Origin of the sequence: Paracoccus aminovorans, from assembly GCF_001546115.1 — a bacterium.
Lineage (GTDB): Bacteria > Pseudomonadota > Alphaproteobacteria > Rhodobacterales > Rhodobacteraceae > Paracoccus > Paracoccus aminovorans_B.
In genome coordinates this window covers 1-15,509 of the sequence record NZ_LNBC01000039.1, presented here as the reverse complement: position 1 = coordinate 15,509, position 15,509 = coordinate 1, and the positions used below count along the sequence as shown (strand labels likewise).

The window sequence follows — 15,509 nt, the reverse complement described above, 5'->3', positions numbered from 1 at the left end:
GCGGCTCTGGCGTTCCGGCGGGTTTGCACGAGGATGTCGAGCGTGTGGCCATTGGCGTCAACCGCCCGCCAGAGCCAGTGTTTCCTGCCGCGTATCGGGATGACGACCTCGTCCAGATGCCACTTGTCCGACGGCCCCGGCCTATCGCGCCGGATGCAGGTGGCAAACTGCGCGCCAAAGCGGTTAACCCAAAGCCTGATGCTCTCGCGGCTGACGATCACGCCGCGCTCTGCCAGAAGGTCCTCGACGTCAGCCCCGCTCAGGGCGAAGCGGTGATATGCCCAGACGGCGTAGGCAATGATCTCACGGGGAAAGCGAAACCCCTTCAGGCGCGGCATGGATGATGGCGTTTTCATCCGAGATCCTGTAGCAGGCGCTTCACGACACAACAACTTGGCAATGCCTGTCGAAGGGTCATGTAATCCTCGTGTTGTCGGTCGGTGATGAAACGGCCGGGCATCCGATCCTCTTCTTGGTCGTCGAAGATCGGACCACCCTGACCGCCGTCACAGCCAACCGCACGGGGCAAACCCGCGCGAGATTTTGGGGGAAGCTACATCCGGGCTACGCCCGGCTTCCGCTTCCCCCAAAATCACCACCTGCAATGTCGCGCTGTTTCACCAGCGGTGTCGCTGCACACGCTGCCGCCGACCAGCACGGTCGGCTGTGACAGGACGATAGCCAGCCTCTTGACCGAACAAATAGCGCAACGTCAGGCCCGGGAGCGACTCGCCCATTACGGCATCTCCAACCCCGGTCGGTTATGGGTGGAAATCAACACTCATCAAGCTCGGAAAATTTTGCTATTCGAGATAGACGCCACGCATATCATGCCAGCATTGGTTTATTGAAACCAAGCCTTTCACTCGTGCCGAAGACGCAACCATGCCCCGACGTGTGTTCAGAAGCGGCAGAACCGGCAGGTTTTCCATGACCCGCCGGTCGGCCTGCCGATACAGCCGCGTGCGTTCGGCATCGGCAAGCGTTCCCGCCGCACGATCAAGCAGATCATCCAGAAGCGGATCGGCCGCATAGCCCGCATTGAACCCCGCAGGCGAGGAATTGCTGCTGTGCAGGACCTGCCGCAGCCAAAGATCGGTGGACATCGCCCAACTCATCTCGCTGAAAGAGACGCCGGAGGCCGCGCCTTGCCGCCATTCGTTGCAATAGCCGACCCAATCGGAATGCAGCGTCACCTTCAGCCTGACGCCGACGGCGGCGAGGTCCTGTGCCATCTGATGGTAGATCGCGCCGGGATCGAGCTGGGCCGAGCCTGCGCGCGCGCCCAAGGCATGCAGCGTCAATCCTTCTGCCGCGCCCGCCTCGGCAAGCAGGGCGCGGGCACGGTCCGGGTCGTAGGGGTGCGGATCCCCGGCCCGCGGATCGTGGGCGGGAGAGCCGGGAGGCAGCATGCTGGATGCGGGAACGACGGCGCCCGGAAACAGTTTTGCGCACAGGGCATGCCGGTCGATCGCATGAGCGATCGCGCGGCGGACCCTGATGTCTGCTATCTGCGGATCGCGCAGGTTGAAAACCAGATACCAGATATATGGCGGATGGTATTCTGGAATGATGAAGCCCTGCGCAGCCAGTTCTTCAAGATCGGCACCTTCGAGGCTATAAGCCACATCCACCCGTCCCTCGGCCAGCGCCCGCAGCCGGTCGCCCAGATCGGGAAAGGGCAGAAAGCGTATCCCCGAGAGCCGTGGCCGACCGCCCCAGTAATCGTCGTTCGCCACCAGTTCGACCCCCGAACCATGGGACGTGTCAAAGCGCCGATGAAAGCGGAACGCGCCGGTTCCGGGCGCGCGGTCAGTGCAGCCGTCGGGGCCGAAACGCTTCAGCGCCAGAGGACTGACCAGCGATTGCGCGCCCGGCGCGTCCTCTTGCGTCATGTAGCGCAGGAATTCGGGCGACGGCTGCGTCAGCGTGATCTCGACCGTCAGGGAATCGACTGCCTGAACCTTGGCTATCAGCTCCGCCGCTGCGCGGTTCAGGTCCGCCGCCTCGGGCGAAAACATCTCTGATGCCGGATCGCAGATGCGGGCATAGTTCAGAACCACGGCTTCGGCATCGAGCGGTGCGCCATCGTGAAAGCGGATGCCGGGGCGCAGACGGAACAGGAACTGACGGGCGTCGTCCGAGACGCCGCAGCTTTGAGCCAGGCGCGGAACGATCGCGGTCGGCTGGCCCGGATTTGCCGGTGGGGTGTCGAAATCGTCCTCCATCAGGGTTTCATGAGTCTGCTGGACCACGCGACCTGTATTCCAGCCGCCAAAAGACCGTGGCGGGTCGATCCCGTCCACCTCCCAGTCCAGCGCCACGCGCAGAACTTCCTTCTCATCCATTCCCATCCCTCCGTGCAGGCCCTTGCCTTGGTGCGGTATTCATGTGGCGAACAGACGGCCGTAGTCCCGCGCATGGCGCATGGCGGCCGTCTCGATCACGGCAGCCGCGCTGCATTCCATCTCGTCCAGTGCGGTCGCCAAGGCGATTCGGCTTGCCCCCAGTATCTCGGGCGCGAAGCCGGCGAGCATTGCCTGCGACGCCGCCGCAGGCAGAATGTCCAGGCGCACCGCTGCCGACAGGATCATTGTGGCGATGCCGCGCAGTTCCATCAGAACCGCAGCCGGGCGGGAAACGCCGCAGGCAGCCGAGGTTGCCGCCGAGATCACCGCCAGATGTCCGGGGCTGCCGCCCGCGGCGATGGCACCCGCATACTCTGCCAGCACCGCGTCGCGCGACAACGAGGGTGCGAGCCCCGCCAACCTGCGACCGCATCGGCGAGAGGCCGCCTGCGCTGCATCGGTCAGCTTCAGGCAATCCAGCCGTGCGTCGATGGCCAGCAATCGAGCCAGATCACGGGATATCATGGCCTGATGCGCAAGGGATGCCGCCGCCCCGTCGCAGCGGGCGGCTCCCTGCATCAGTGCCGAGACAACGACCTGCCGAAGACGCCTGTCGTCGGGCACCCGGCCGTCGCGAAGCAGGCGCTCCAGTCCCAGGGCATGGGCGTGCCGCCCGATCGGCAGGGCGGTGTCCGACAGTTGCATCAGGGCAAGCAGCGCCGGTCCATCCGCCAGCGCACCAGGCGTCGTGTCATGGATCATTCTGCGTGATGGTGGTGGTGGTGACCTGGCCGGTCCGCCGAATGATCGTGCCCGGCCCCCGCGCATACAGGCGGGGCATCTGCCGCATAGGGCATTCGCGCGAAGCGGATATGCGCAGGGTCGATATTGTGCGCCAGCAGCGGGCGTGCGGTCAGTTCCGGAGTCTCGGTGACGGGAACGATGACTTCACGGCCCCGCACCTCGCAGGGGGCGTGGCGATTTCCAAGAGCGTGCCCGACCCGGAACGCCGCTAGCATATCGGTTTCGGACAGGGTGACGATCATCACCTCTTCCGGCAGGCGGGCCACGGTCAGGATGCGGGTTCCGTCATCGTCCAGAACCGCCCCATCCGACAGCCAGCCCGGCTTTTTCAGGTCGATGCCGACATCGGCGCCCGCGTCGGTGGTCCTGCGAAGCCGGCGCCGTCCCGCGTCTGCGGCGGCGATCCATATCCTGTCCCGCTGCCGGCAGCGAAAACGCGCTTCATCGGCATGACCCAGGATTTCACGAACGATCAGCATGATCTCTCCTTTATTTTCTAAGGGCAGGGGCGGGGCGGTTCCTCATGCGGCGCCTTGCCGCGTCCCAGGCCAGGTGGCTGGCCGCGCGCAATGCAGGAGCATCCGCGGCAAGAAAGCGCGCGACGACGCCGTAACCAGATGCCAGCGGAGCCGCGCCGCCGAAGACACCCGGCATGCCGTCAAGCGAGGCGGCGATGTCGGTGGCCAGAGCCACGGAATCCGCCTGCGTAGTCAAGGCAAAAAGCGTTCCGACATAGCCGTCCTCTCCCAGGGCGCCTGCCAGGGCGGGATCGGCCTCGACGGGGCAGAAGCGCGCACCGTCGACCAGGATGTCGCGGCCCTCGCAGGTCACGACCAGCCGCAGCAGGACAAGGGCATAGCTATGCCGCTCGCCCCGCGCCACACGGCCCGGCGCCATGCTGTCCAGAAGTATCGCACCCGCATCCCTGTCCATCTCTAATCGGGTGATCTGGTGATGGCAGGCACCTGCCTGGGGAATGATCATGTCCGGCACGAATTCTAGAAAGCCGTTCCGCGCCACGGAAATGCGGGTCGTCTGTACGGAAAGAGCATCCCCCTGCAACCGTGTCGCCGCGGGTGTCGAGAGGCAAAGCTCGGCTCCCTCGTCCAGCCTGACATCGACCGTCAGCCTGTCGCCGCCGAAAACCGACCCGGCGGCATTCTGGACATAGATCAGCGCCGTGTCCTCGTCGGAAAGGGGCAGGACCGCCGTCGTCGTCAGGGGATAGCATTGCCGCCGACGGGCAAGCCGGGTCCGGCCCCCGCCATCCCGGACCAGATGCAGCGACAGATGCCCCTCGTTCATTCGGCGATCCTGTGGAACAGCGCGGATCGGGCGATCTCGTCGAAAACCGGGCGCACGCCCCGATCCCGGCGCAGATCGGTGAAGAGCGAGGGGCGACCCGGCCGCGCGGCGGCAACGTCCTGCCGGATCCGGTCCAGATCGGCATCGACATGCGGGGCCAGGTCGATCTTGTTCACGATCAGCAGGTCGGCACGCAGGACACCCAGGCCCCGCTTGCGCGGAATGTCGTCGCCAGCCGAGACGTCGATGACGAACGCCCACCAATCCACCAACTCGCTGGAAAAGGTCGCGGCCAGGTTGTCTCCACCGCTTTCGATCAGGATCAGGTCGGGGGAAAAGCGGCTTTCCAGATATTCCGCCGCCTCGATGTTCACCGAAGGATCCTCGCGGATCGCCGTGTGCGGGCAGGCCCCGCTTTCGACGCCCAGCACCCGGTCGGGGTCGATCAGGCCGGAACGGCGGACCCGTTCGGCATCCTCGGCAGTCACCAGATCGTTCGTGATCACGGCGACCGATACGCCCTCGTCCTGGCAGATCGGCAGCAAGCGTTCGACCAACCGGGTCTTGCCGCATCCGACCGGGCCGCCGATTCCGATCCTCACCGCCGCCATGTCATCCTCCGTCTCATTTCAGCATGTATCCTTGGCCCAGCGAAACACGTTCTGCCGGGGGGCTGTCCGCCACCTCGCCGTTGATGCGGACCTGGAAGCTTTCGGGATCGACGGCGATGTCGGGCAGCGCGTCGTTCAGCACCATGTCGCGCTTGCGCAGCGCCCGCGTGTCCGAGACGGCTGAAAGCCTTGCGCGCAGGTCCAGCCGCTCGGCAAGGCCGTTCCCGACCGCCGCCGGCGCAACGAAGCGCAGGCCAAGGCTTTGCGGAGCGCGCCCGAAACAGCCCCACATCGGGCGATAGCGGACCGGCTCGCATGCCATCAACGAGGCGTTGGCCTCGCCCAGCGGCGCCCAAACCGGGAAGCCCGCCTTCAAGACCAGCTCCGGCTTGACCCCGAAGCTGTCCGGGCGCCAGAAAACCAGGTCGGCCAGCATGCCGACCGCGATCGAGCCGACCTCGTGGCCGATGCCGAACATCAGCGCCGGATTGACCGTGTATTTCGCCACATAGCGGCGGATACGGAAGTTGTCGGCGCCGGTGCCGCGATCCTCGTCCAGGCTGCCGCGCAGGTCGCGCATATGTTCCGCCAGTTGCCAGGTGCGCGCGATGGTCTCGCCGATCCGGCCCATGCCCTGGCTGTCCGAGCCGATGGCGCTGATCGCGCCCAGATCGTGCAGGACGTCCTCGGCCCCTATCGTCTCGCGCCGGATGCGGCTTTCGGCGAAGGCCACATCCTCGGGCAGGCGGGGATTGAGGTGATGGCTGGTCATTGCCATGTCGAAGTGTTCGTCGAACGTATTGATCGTGAACGGGTTCGTCGGGTTGGTCGAGGAAGGCAGGACATTGTCGCGCCCGCAGATGCGGATGATGTCGGGCGCATGACCGCCGCCCGCACCCTCGACATGATAGGCGTGGATGCCGCGGTCGCCGATAGCGCGGATCGTGTGTTCCACGAAACCCGATTCGTTCAACGTGTCGCTGTGCAGCTGGATCTGGCCGCCCCCGATCCCGGCCGCCTTCAGCGCCGCGTCGATCACCGCCGGACTTGCACCCCAGTCCTCATGGATCTTCAGCCCCGCCGCCCCGGCGGCAAGCTGTTCCAGCAGCGGCTCGACCCGATGCGAGGCGGCCTTGGCGATGAAGCCGAAATTCATCGGGAACGCCTCGGCCGCCTGCAGCATCAGCCCAAGGTTGGTGGTCCCGGTCGAGGCGATGGGCACCGTCGTCGGGCCCAACCCACCGCCCATCATTGTGGTGACGCCCGCGCAAAGCGCCTCGTCCACCTGGCCGGGGTCGATGAAATGCACATGGCAGTCGATGCCGCCCGCGGTGACGATCAACCCCTCGGCCGCGCGAACGTCCGTGTTCACGCCCACGGTCAGGCCCGGCGTCACGCCGTCCATGATGTTGGGATCGCCGGCCTTGCCGATCCCGATGATGCGACCCTTGCGGATGCCGATATCCGCCTTGAAGATCCCGGTCACGGCGTCGATGACCAGGGCATTCGTCACGATCAGGTCGGGCATGCCCTCGGCAGCGGTCAGCGCCCCGTCGCAGCCGGTTCCGGCGCGCAGGGTCTTGCCGGCGCCGAACACCAGCTCATCGCCACCCACGCACAGATCCCGTTCGACCTTCGCCCACAGGCCCGTGTCGCCCAGCCGCACGCAATCGCCGGTCGTCGGTCCGTAGAGTTGCAGATAGCGGCTTCTTTCGATGCTGCAAGCCACGCTCAGCCCTCCAGAAACGCGGCGAGACGCGCCATGGCGGCGCTGCGGATGCCGGGATCGTCCAGCGGACCATCGACCAACCCCGCAAGCCCATGCACGATGCGCGCGCCGCCGATGGCCACCAGATCCACGTCGCGGCTGTCGCCGGGCTCGAAGCGCAGCGTCGTCGCCGAGGGGATGTCCAGCCGAAAGCCATAGGCCGCCTGCCGGTCGAAATGCAGCGCGGGATTGACTTCGAAAAAGTGATAATGCGACCCGATCTGGATCGGCCGGTCGGCGGTGCTGACCACGCGCAGCCGCAGGGTGGCGCGGCCGCTATTGACCTCTACCGGCTCGGTCCCCGTTCGCCAGCGCGGCGGCAGGGCATCCGAGGACCGCTTGCCCGGCGCGATGGGGTCATGCACGCAGACAAGCTTCTGGCCGTCGGGAAACAGGGCCTCGACCATGACGACCTGAACCATCTCGGCCACGCCGGGCATCACGTCGTCCTCGGTCAGGGCCGAGGAGCCGAGCGCAACCATATCCGCGACCGTGCCCCCCGCACGCGCGCCTTCGCAGATCGTATCCGCGATCAGGGCGCGCGCCTCGGGTTCGGTCAGGGACAGGCCGTTCGCTCGGCGCAGGCGGGCAAGCTGGGCCGCCTGGAACAAAAGCAGCCGGTCGGTCTCACGCGGGGTCAGGCGCATGGCGTCACACCGCAAGATGGGCGGCAAGCCCGTCACTGGCGGCAAGCTCCTGCCGCGTGCCCTCCTCGACGATCTCGCCCAGCTTCATCATCGCCACCCGATCGGCAACCGACAGCGCGAAATCCAGATGCTGCTCGACCAGCAGGACGGCGATGCCCAGCTCGTCGCGGGCGCGAAGCAGCGCCTGGGCGATGCGGTCGACCATCGTGGGCTGCAAACCCTCGCTGATCTCATCGACCAGCATGATTTTCGGCCGGGCAATCAGCGCCCGCGACATCAGCAGCATCTTCTGTTCGCCGCCCGACAGGGTGCCCGCACGCTGGCCCAGCCGTTCGATCATCCGCGGAAAGACCGCCTCGACCTCGGGCAGGCATTGCCGGAACAGCCGATCCGTCGCCACCCCTAGGCGCAGGTTGTCCCCGACCGTCAGATCCTGGAACAGCGTATGTTCCTGCGGTGCGTGCGCCATCCCGGCACGAGCCATGAAGTTCGGTGCGGCACCGGTCACGTCCCTGCCGTCAAGGGTGATGCGGCCGCTGATGGGACGCACGAAACCCATGATGGTTTTCAGCAGCGTCGATTTGCCCATGCCGTTCTTGCCGAGGATCGCCACGATCCGGGCCCTGTCCACCTGCAAGGAAACATCGTGCAACACCGCTGCGGAACCGTAGCCGCTGGTCAGCGCATCGACAGTCAGAAGGGGCGTGCTCATTGCGCGGCCTCCACATGATGCCCGGCATAGACGGACCTGACCAGCTCCGAGGAAACGACCTCGTCCACGGTGCCCTCCATCAGGATCGAGCCCTGATGCAGCACGACCACGCGGTCGCTGATCTCGCGCACGAAATCCAGGTCATGTTCAATCAGGACGATGCACAGGCCGTAGTCGCGCGTCAGGCGGCCCAGCACCTTGCCGATCACCATGCGCTCGGGCCTGGTCAGCCCGGCGGTCGGCTCGTCCAGCAAAAGCACCGACGGCTCGGTCGCCAGCACCATCGCAAGCTCCAGCCCGCGCTTCATGCCGTGGGACAGGTTGCCCGTCTCATCCGCCAGCCGCTGATCCAGCCCGGTGGCGCGCAGGATGTCCAGCGCGGGTTCCGGCAGGGCGATGCCGACGCTGCTGCGAAACAGCCGGGCGCCGTCGATCCGGTAGCGGGCAAGCAGCAGGCAATCGGCGACGGTCAGCGTATCGAAAAGATTGGTGTTCTGAAAGCTGCGGCCGACGCCCAACGCCACGATGTCCTGCGGCGCGCCGCGTCCGATCTCGGCACCGTTGATCTCTACCTTTCCGCCGCTACGTTCGCTGCCGTCGCTGATGCAGCGCATCAGCGTCGTCTTGCCCGCCCCGTTCGGCCCGATGATGCCCAGCAGGTGACTGGCCCGTCCGGTCATGGTCACGTCAGTCAGCACGCTGAGGCTGCCATAGCGGCGCGACAGATGCTCGATCCTCAGCGGAGGTTTCTGGTCGTCCGCCCCCTGCCCCAGGCGGCTGCGCGTGTCGGGGACAAGGACACGGGCCGGCGCGCCGGCCGTGCGGACCGGCAGGATCCGGCGAAACAGGCCGCCGACAAGAGGCGCGAAGCCACGCGGCAAAAGGACGATGACCGCCACGAAGACGACGCCGATCAGCAGCTTCCACAGAAAGGGCATCGTTCCCGACAGCCACGAAGACATGGTGTCGATGCCAAGCGCCGCGAATATCGGACCCAGCAGCGTTCCGCGCCCGCCCAGTGCCGTCCAGATCAGGAATTCGGTCCCAAGCTGGAAACTTGCCAGTTCGGGCGCAACGACGTTCGAGAACGCGGCATAGCCGAAGCCCGCAGCCGAGGCGATCACCGCCGAAGCGATCATCAGCATGATCTTTATGCGCGACACCGGGATACCAAGATAGGCACAGCGTTCCTCGTTCTCGCGGATGGCGACCATCACGCGTCCAAAGTCGCTGCGGACCAGCAGCCAGGCGGCGGTGGTCGTCAGCACAAGGAATGTTCCCGCGGTCCAGAACCAGATCCTCAGATCCCAATAATAGGTGGGAAAGCCCGACAATCCGCTGGAAGAGCCGGTAAAGTTGCCGCCAGAAAAGATCACCTGCGTCAGGACGATCGGCAAGGCCAGCGTGATGATCGAGGCGTAAAGCGGCGACGAACCGTGAAAGAAGGCCAGCCAGCCGGTCGCGGCGGCGACGACCGCCGCAACGCCGATCCCCAGGGCAAGTCCGGCCAGCGCCCAGCCCGGACCGAAGCCGTAATGGGTAAAGATCAATCCGCAGGCATAGGCCCCGATGCCGAAGAAGGCGGACTGGCCGAAGGTCAGGATTCCGACCGAACCCCAGAGGATGTCCACAGTCATGACGACCGTGGCCAGAAACAGCGTTCGGATGAGGATATTGGTCAGGTAGGTGTCCAGCAGCCAGGGCGCGACGGCGACGACCAGCAGGCCGATGATGCAGCCCGTCGCCGCCACGCGGAACCGGGTTGTGATGGCGGCGGAAATGTCATGCACGGCTGAATCCTTTGGGGCTGATGCGCAGAACCAGCGCGGCTGCGACCACGATGGTCATGCCGCCCAGAATCGGGTTCGCATAAGTGCTGACGACGACCTGCGCCCCGCCCAGGATCAGCGAGGCGACGAGGAGACTGGGAAAGGATACGCCCGCGACCATCACCAGCATGAAGCTGTTGACCAGCCAGGGCAGCCCCATGTTCGGATCGACCGATATCAGCGGCGTGATCAGCGCGCCGGCGGCGCAGGCAAGGGCTGCGCCCAGCCCAAAGGTCAGCGCACGCACGCGGGTGCTGTCGATGCCAAGCCCGCGCGCCAGTCTTTCGTTCATGATGACCGCGCGGGCGTTCAGGCCGAAGCGGGTCAACTTCAGCAGCGCGCTCAATGCCACGACCAGAAGCACGGCGATGACCGCGACCGCAAGGCGATAAGCCGAATAGTCCACGCCGAACAGTTCCGTCGTGCCGCTGATCGGGTTCGGTGCAAACTGCACGCCGCGGCCGAAGCCCAGCGTGATCAGTTGCCCAATCACGATGCCAAGTCCCCAGGTGGCAAGGATCGCGTCCAGAGGACGATCATAGAGCGGGCGCACGATCACGCGCTCGATCACCAGCCCGCCGAGAAAGCCGACGCCAGCGGCCAGGGGGATCGAAAGCCACGGCGAAAGACCGGCAGCACCGTTGAGATAGGCCATGTATCCGCCAACGGTCAGAAAGGCGCCATGGGCGAAGTTGATCAGCTTCATCACCCCGAGGATGATCAGCAGGCCAGCCGATACCGCAAACAGGATCGCGGCGGTCGTCAGTATGTCGAGGACGAGAATAGCCATCTTGCGCTCTTGTCGGAAAGGGATGCGGGGCACGCCCCGCATCATTCAGGGGTCAACCGGCGAGCTGCGGGCACTGCTCGCCCGGATCCACGTCGGGGAAGGACTTGATCACCTCGACCGATCCGTCGGCCGCGACACGACCCAGATACATGGTCAGCGGCGAGTGGCGCTGCTTGTTCATGGTGATCGAGCCGCGCGGGCCGTCCACGGTCACCTCGCCCAACGCTTCGACCACCTTTTCGGCATCGGTCGAGCCGGCTTTCTCGACCGCGGCGGCATAGGCGAGGATGCCTTCGTATTGCGGGACGGACAATTCGCTCGGAGTTTCGGCCTTGGCTCCGAACTTGGCGTTCAGTGCCTCCAGGAACGCCTTGTTCGCGGCGGAATCGATGCCGGTGATGTAGGAGGCAGCGATATAGATGCCCTCGGCATCCGTCCCCATCGTGGCGGCGGTCCCTTCGTCGATGGCGTAGTTGCCATAGGGAATGTCCACGCCGGTGGCGCGAAGCTGCTTGGTCAGGGTGACATTGGGCGCACCCCCCGCGGTCGAGGTGATCAGCGCATCGGGACTGGCGGACCGCATCTGCGAGATGATGGCCGTCCAGTCCGAGCCGTCCATCGGCAGATATTCCTCTCCGACGACCGTGCCGCCCTTGGATTCGACATATTCGCGGGTGAATTCCAGCATCCCCCGGCCAAAGGCGTAGTCGCTGCCGATCAGGAAGAACTTTTTGGCGCCCATCTCGTCCATGAACTGATCGACGATGGGGGCGACCTGCTGTTCGGGAACCCACGCGTTGATATGCATCCAGGGCGAGCAGGACCGGCCCTCGTAGAACGAGGTATAGATGAGAGGGACCTTGCCGCGGTTCACGATGGGCAGGCCGGCATTGCGCGCGGCGCTGGTCTCCATTGCGACGATGGCATCGACCTTCTGCTGGAAGACCAGGCTGTCATAGGCGCGTTGCGCGCCCTGCGCACCCGAGCCGTCATCCGCGATCACCAGTTCCAGCCGACGTCCAAGCACGCCGCCCTTCGCGTTGATCTGGTCCACGGCCAGTTCCGACGCCTGCACCACCGATGGCGCGACAACGCTGTTCGCACCGCTGAGCCCGACCGGAATACCGATCCTGATGGTTTCCTCGGCCTGTGCGGAAACGGCACAGGCAAGGCCCATCCCGAGTCCAAGAAGAAGTTCACGGATTTTCATGTCGTTTCCCCTGTTGCAGCGCATTACGGGCGCCGGTCCGATGGCTTTGCTCCCAGTCGTTCGGCATAGATGTCCGTTCGCCTGTCGCGGAGCGGGTGGTTGAAGCTGTTCCAGTTGCGCGCGCGCCGCGCGGCCGAAAGGTCGACCTCGGCCAGAACGATTTCCTCGCAGTCACCGCTGGCCGGACCCGCGACGGGCCAGCCGGTATGGCCGACGATCAGGCTGTGGCCGACAAAGGGCTGACCACGTTCGGTCCCGACCCGGTCGGCACAGGCGATCACCATGGAGTTGCTGTGCGCGGCGGCCATGTGAAGGATGTTGGCCATGGGCCCCCGGCCCTCGGCCTGCCCCGGAATCGGCACCCAGTTGGTCGGCACGCAGACCAGATCCGCTCCTTCGACGGCGGCCAGCCGGAACACCTCGGGGAACCATCCGTCATAGCAGATCGCCACGCCGATGCGGCCATGGGGAGTAGAGAAAACCGGCAGGCCCAGATTGCCCGCCTCGAACCAGAGGTTCTCGTCCGCCCAGAGATGCAGCTTGCGATAGACCCCCAGCACCCCGTCCGGCCCAATGACGACCGCGCTGTTATAGAGCCGATCCTCCTCGCGCTCGGCAATTCCGGCCACCAGGAACAGCTTTCTGCGGGCGGCGACCTCGGCCCAGGCGATCGTGCTGGGACCGTCGGGGATCGGTTCGGCAAGGGCAAAGGCCTCGGCCCTGCTTTGAAACATATAGCCCGAGATCACCAGTTCGGGCAGGATCACGATCCTTGCCCCCGCATCCGCGGCCTGCTCGATCATCGCGAGGCTGCGCGCCCGGTTGTCCGCGACCTCGCCAAAGCGCGGCTCGAATTGCAGGCAGGCGATCGTGAGCTTTTCTTCGTGTTTTTCAGCCATTCTTCCACTGCCGCCCAGCGGCATCCAATAAGCAAAAAGCCTCTGCCATCGCCCCCCGGTGGGGTGCGCAATGGAACAGAGGCTTGCCAGCCAGATATGTCGAGAAGGCGGCCTGCCGGGCGCCGTGATCCAAATCACGGCCGCATGCGGCTCAAAGTCAATTTGGTGCTTCGGATAATCCTGCCCGAGACGGAAACTGCCGCGAATGCGAGCAGGCTAGATATCCTTTGACATGTCTTTCAGCACATCCTGCGCATTGATGATGCTTGCAGCGACATCGGCCATCGAGATACGCCGCCGCGTCGCTTGCGCGCGAATGGTTTCGAATGCATCCGATTCCGGCACGCCTTTCACCTCCGCAAGAATACGGGCGGCCTTCGATATGTCGCGTTGCGCCTTTATGGTCTCTTCCAGCTTGCGGACCTTTGCCTCCAGCCGCCGATGGTATCCATGAAGCCAGCGCCCCAGCGTCAGCGTGGACAGGACGCCCGCGGGCCGCAGGGGCTTGACCAGCACGCCATGGACGCCGGTGTCCACAAGGGCTTTCAGGATCACCGGGTTCTCGTATTCCAGGATCGCGATGACAGCGGGGGCATCTTCATCCACGGCCCAGCTTTTCGTGGGCTGAAAGCGATGATCCAGGCTGAGAAAGATCAGGTCCACCCCCCGCGGCGGCATGTCGGGCAGGGGCCAGACCGGCAGAACCTGACAGCCGATGCGGCGCAACTGGCCGACCAGGGCATCGCGATCCTGATCGGGTGCGTGAATGACAGCCACCCGCAGGTCGCGCAGCATCTCGACCACATGGTTTCCGCCCCGGCTCACGCAACACCTTCATCGGTCCGAACCGGGGCAACCGGAGAATTGGCAAGATAGGGATCCGGCCGGACAAGCTCACTTGCCGACCAGACGATATCGAACGCGCCATTTGCATTGGCCCGCCCGATCCTCGGCGTCATCCAGGCATGGTTGTTGTCCGGATCGATCAATACGGGCCCATCCGGTGCGTCAAACGCCATCCCGTGCAGAACCTGAAGCAAGTGATCCGTGTCGATCGATTGGGTCAGTTCCAGCGCATGACCAAACATCCGCGCCTGGCTGTATGAGGCAGCCGCCCAGCCGCTGACAGGACGATCATCGCCAAAGCTCTTGCGCAGACTCGCCAGGAAACGGTCATTCTGATCGCTCTTCAGAGAAGAGAAATAGGACGAGGCCGTGACGATCCCCTCGGCTCGCTCGGCTCCGATGCGCGCAAGCTCGCACTCGGTCAGGGAAATACCGCCAATCGGGCGTGTTCCGCCAAGATCCAGCCCAGCATCCTGATACAGCCGCGCGAATTCCTGGCCGGTTTCGCCCACCAGGGTCGAAAAGACGAATTCCGGTTGAAGTCTGCGGATCTCGATCAGAACCTTCTGGATCTCATTGCGCGAGGCCATCATCGGCAGATAGCTTTCCCCGACGACCTGTCCCCGCCGCGCCTCGATCAGATCCCGCATGACGCGATTGGTTTCACGCGGGAAAATATAGTCGCATCCGACCAGGAAACCCTTTCCGCCATGCTCGGCGACCAGGTAGTCGGCCAGAGGAAAGATGCATTGATTGGCAACGGGGCCTGTATAGAGAATGTTCGGCGAATATTCGAAGCCCTCATAGCTTGCCGGATACCACAACAATCCGTTGCGGCGCTCGACCGAGCGCGAGACGATCTTGCGCGTATCCGAGGTGTGGCAGCCGAAGATGACCGAGATGCCCTCGGCTGTCATCATCCTTTCGGCATGCTGCCTGAAGGCATTGGGATCACCTGCGGGATCATGTTCCGCAATCTCGACCAAGCGGCCGAGGATCCCTCCATCGCGGTTGAGTTCGTTCACGGCCAGTCGAACGCCCAATGCATGTTCGCTTTCAGGCAGTCCGGTCGGGCCACTTCGAGAGAAGAGCAAACCGATCCGCCAAGGGTCGTTCATGACATCAATCCTTGCCTGGTCGCTTCCGACCGATTTGAGTGCGGTTCAGGCGAAGCCATCCGCCAGAGGTCTTGCCGTTTTCGATACTGCAGCCCCGCAATGGTGAAAAGCCATGGTAAGCGTCCTCTGACGTATGCGCCCCGTGAAAGATTATTTGCTTGCCCATGGCGTCGGTGCCGATCACGGCGATGTGCCTCTGCCCCCGGTTGCGGCAGATCGGCCTTGATGATGTGACCGCCCCCCGACGGCATCTCTGTGCCAAGGTGGGTCTGCAACGATCCACAAAGGAGAGCGGTCATGTCGGAGATTACCACTATCGGCCTCGATCTGGCGAAGAATGTGTTCCAGGCGCATGGGGCTGATGCCTCGGGTAATGCGATGGCATTGCCAAGTTGGGTAATTGTGGGCGCAAAGGGGGGCGAAGCGTGAGCGCTTATGCGTTCATCTCGAGCGCATAGTCGTTCCACAGGCTGAAGGCGTCAGCCCGTGCGTGGCGGTGTGAAGATGCGGTGAGACGATAGCGGCGGGGACGGAAGAGGGTGTTGATCTGGTCATGGGCGGCGAGGAATCTCTGCGCCTGTCGTTGGGACTTGAAGCGTCCCATGATCTTCTCTCGCCGTCG

The 15,509-nt window shown here is 64.6% G+C and carries 15 protein-coding genes and 2 pseudogenes; 1 reads left to right on the top strand and 16 read right to left on the bottom strand.

Annotated features, from left to right (window positions below; genetic code table 11):
* From ASV56_RS22230 to ASV56_RS22160, 15 genes and pseudogenes are all read right to left on the bottom strand, one after another.
* A pseudogene (locus ASV56_RS22230) lies at positions 1-356 on the bottom strand (IS6-like element ISPpa9 family transposase); the annotation flags it as partial.
* Between the two features lie 447 nt (positions 357-803).
* Positions 804-2,348, bottom strand: a complete 1,545-nt coding sequence (locus tag ASV56_RS22225) for an ABC transporter substrate-binding protein (RefSeq protein ID WP_062564127.1) — start codon at positions 2,346-2,348, stop codon at positions 804-806.
* Between the two features lie 39 nt (positions 2,349-2,387).
* Positions 2,388-3,110, bottom strand: a complete 723-nt coding sequence (locus ASV56_RS22220; protein ID WP_062564126.1) for an urease accessory protein UreF — start codon at positions 3,108-3,110, stop codon at positions 2,388-2,390.
* Positions 3,107-3,631: an urease accessory protein UreE gene (locus ASV56_RS22215; RefSeq protein WP_062564125.1), complete on the bottom strand. Its 525-nt coding sequence runs from the start codon at positions 3,629-3,631 to the stop codon at positions 3,107-3,109. Before ASV56_RS22215 ends, ASV56_RS22220 begins: the two co-directional genes overlap by 4 nt.
* A 10-nt stretch (positions 3,632-3,641) precedes the next feature.
* Positions 3,642-4,457, bottom strand: coding sequence for an urease accessory protein UreD (locus tag ASV56_RS22210; RefSeq protein WP_062564124.1), 816 nt, complete (start codon positions 4,455-4,457; stop codon positions 3,642-3,644).
* Complete coding sequence (ureG, locus tag ASV56_RS22205; protein WP_036752934.1) at positions 4,454-5,068, bottom strand: urease accessory protein UreG; 615 nt, start codon at positions 5,066-5,068, stop codon at positions 4,454-4,456. The genes ASV56_RS22210 and ureG overlap by 4 nt, the downstream gene beginning before the upstream one ends.
* A gap of 13 nt (positions 5,069-5,081) precedes the next feature.
* Positions 5,082-6,797, bottom strand: coding sequence for an urease subunit alpha (gene ureC, locus ASV56_RS22200; protein ID WP_062564123.1), 1,716 nt, complete (start codon positions 6,795-6,797; stop codon positions 5,082-5,084).
* Between the two features lie 2 nt (positions 6,798-6,799).
* Positions 6,800-7,483, bottom strand: coding sequence for an urease subunit beta (locus tag ASV56_RS22195; RefSeq protein WP_062564122.1), 684 nt, complete (start codon positions 7,481-7,483; stop codon positions 6,800-6,802).
* Positions 7,484-7,487: 4 nt separating this feature from the next.
* Positions 7,488-8,195 (bottom strand): ABC transporter ATP-binding protein, encoded by a 708-nt coding sequence (locus ASV56_RS22190; RefSeq protein WP_062564121.1) that lies wholly within the window; start codon positions 8,193-8,195, stop codon positions 7,488-7,490.
* Positions 8,192-9,985 (bottom strand): branched-chain amino acid ABC transporter ATP-binding protein/permease, encoded by a 1,794-nt coding sequence (locus ASV56_RS22185; RefSeq protein ID WP_216635435.1) that lies wholly within the window; start codon positions 9,983-9,985, stop codon positions 8,192-8,194. The genes ASV56_RS22190 and ASV56_RS22185 overlap by 4 nt, the downstream gene beginning before the upstream one ends.
* A complete protein-coding gene (locus ASV56_RS22180) occupies positions 9,978-10,814 on the bottom strand; it encodes a branched-chain amino acid ABC transporter permease (protein ID WP_036752926.1) in 837 nt (278 codons plus the stop codon). Before ASV56_RS22180 ends, ASV56_RS22185 begins: the two co-directional genes overlap by 8 nt.
* A gap of 52 nt (positions 10,815-10,866) precedes the next feature.
* Positions 10,867-12,024 (bottom strand): substrate-binding protein, encoded by a 1,158-nt coding sequence (locus tag ASV56_RS22175; protein WP_062564120.1) that lies wholly within the window; start codon positions 12,022-12,024, stop codon positions 10,867-10,869.
* A gap of 23 nt (positions 12,025-12,047) precedes the next feature.
* The gene (locus ASV56_RS22170) at positions 12,048-12,947 is read right to left on the bottom strand and encodes a nitrilase family protein (protein ID WP_216635434.1); all 900 of its coding nucleotides are present in this window, start codon (positions 12,945-12,947) and stop codon (positions 12,048-12,050) included.
* Positions 12,948-13,139: 192 nt separating this feature from the next.
* Complete coding sequence (locus tag ASV56_RS22165) at positions 13,140-13,718, bottom strand: ANTAR domain-containing response regulator (protein ID WP_062564128.1); 579 nt, start codon at positions 13,716-13,718, stop codon at positions 13,140-13,142.
* Between the two features lie 26 nt (positions 13,719-13,744).
* A complete protein-coding gene (locus ASV56_RS22160; protein WP_062564118.1) occupies positions 13,745-14,887 on the bottom strand; it encodes a transporter substrate-binding domain-containing protein in 1,143 nt (380 codons plus the stop codon).
* Between the two features lie 297 nt (positions 14,888-15,184).
* Here ASV56_RS22160 and ASV56_RS24860 point away from each other — a divergent pair, with 297 nt between their 5' ends.
* On the top strand, positions 15,185-15,316 hold the full coding sequence (locus tag ASV56_RS24860) for a hypothetical protein (protein WP_301336107.1): 132 nt from the start codon (positions 15,185-15,187) through the stop codon (positions 15,314-15,316).
* A gap of 4 nt (positions 15,317-15,320) precedes the next feature.
* On the opposite strand, the pseudogene ASV56_RS22155 reads toward ASV56_RS24860, so the two are convergent.
* Positions 15,321-15,509 (bottom strand): annotated as a pseudogene (locus ASV56_RS22155) (IS6 family transposase); the annotation flags it as partial.

What these genes read in the sequence shown, in the direction of transcription:
- ASV56_RS22165 (WP_062564128.1), bottom strand. Translation starts at nt 13,718, where the DNA reads ATGCTGCGCGACCTGCGGGTGGCTGTCATTCACGCACCCGATCAGGAT.
- ureG (WP_036752934.1), bottom strand. Translation starts at nt 5,068, where the DNA reads ATGGCGGCGGTGAGGATCGGAATCGGCGGCCCGGTCGGATGCGGCAAG.
- ASV56_RS22190 (WP_062564121.1), bottom strand. Translation starts at nt 8,195, where the DNA reads ATGAGCACGCCCCTTCTGACTGTCGATGCGCTGACCAGCGGCTACGGT.
- ASV56_RS22215 (WP_062564125.1), bottom strand. Translation starts at nt 3,631, where the DNA reads ATGCTGATCGTTCGTGAAATCCTGGGTCATGCCGATGAAGCGCGTTTT.
- ASV56_RS22225 (WP_062564127.1), bottom strand. Translation starts at nt 2,348, where the DNA reads ATGGATGAGAAGGAAGTTCTGCGCGTGGCGCTGGACTGGGAGGTGGAC.
- ASV56_RS22220 (WP_062564126.1), bottom strand. Translation starts at nt 3,110, where the DNA reads ATGATCCATGACACGACGCCTGGTGCGCTGGCGGATGGACCGGCGCTG.
- ASV56_RS22210 (WP_062564124.1), bottom strand. Translation starts at nt 4,457, where the DNA reads ATGAACGAGGGGCATCTGTCGCTGCATCTGGTCCGGGATGGCGGGGGC.
- ASV56_RS22175 (WP_062564120.1), bottom strand. Translation starts at nt 12,024, where the DNA reads ATGAAAATCCGTGAACTTCTTCTTGGACTCGGGATGGGCCTTGCCTGT.
- ASV56_RS22170 (WP_216635434.1), bottom strand. Translation starts at nt 12,947, where the DNA reads ATGCCGCTGGGCGGCAGTGGAAGAATGGCTGAAAAACACGAAGAAAAG.
- ASV56_RS22160 (WP_062564118.1), bottom strand. Translation starts at nt 14,887, where the DNA reads ATGAACGACCCTTGGCGGATCGGTTTGCTCTTCTCTCGAAGTGGCCCG.
- ASV56_RS22195 (WP_062564122.1), bottom strand. Translation starts at nt 7,483, where the DNA reads ATGCGCCTGACCCCGCGTGAGACCGACCGGCTGCTTTTGTTCCAGGCG.
- ASV56_RS22180 (WP_036752926.1), bottom strand. Translation starts at nt 10,814, where the DNA reads ATGGCTATTCTCGTCCTCGACATACTGACGACCGCCGCGATCCTGTTT.
- ASV56_RS24860 (WP_301336107.1), top strand. Translation starts at nt 15,185, where the DNA reads ATGTCGGAGATTACCACTATCGGCCTCGATCTGGCGAAGAATGTGTTC.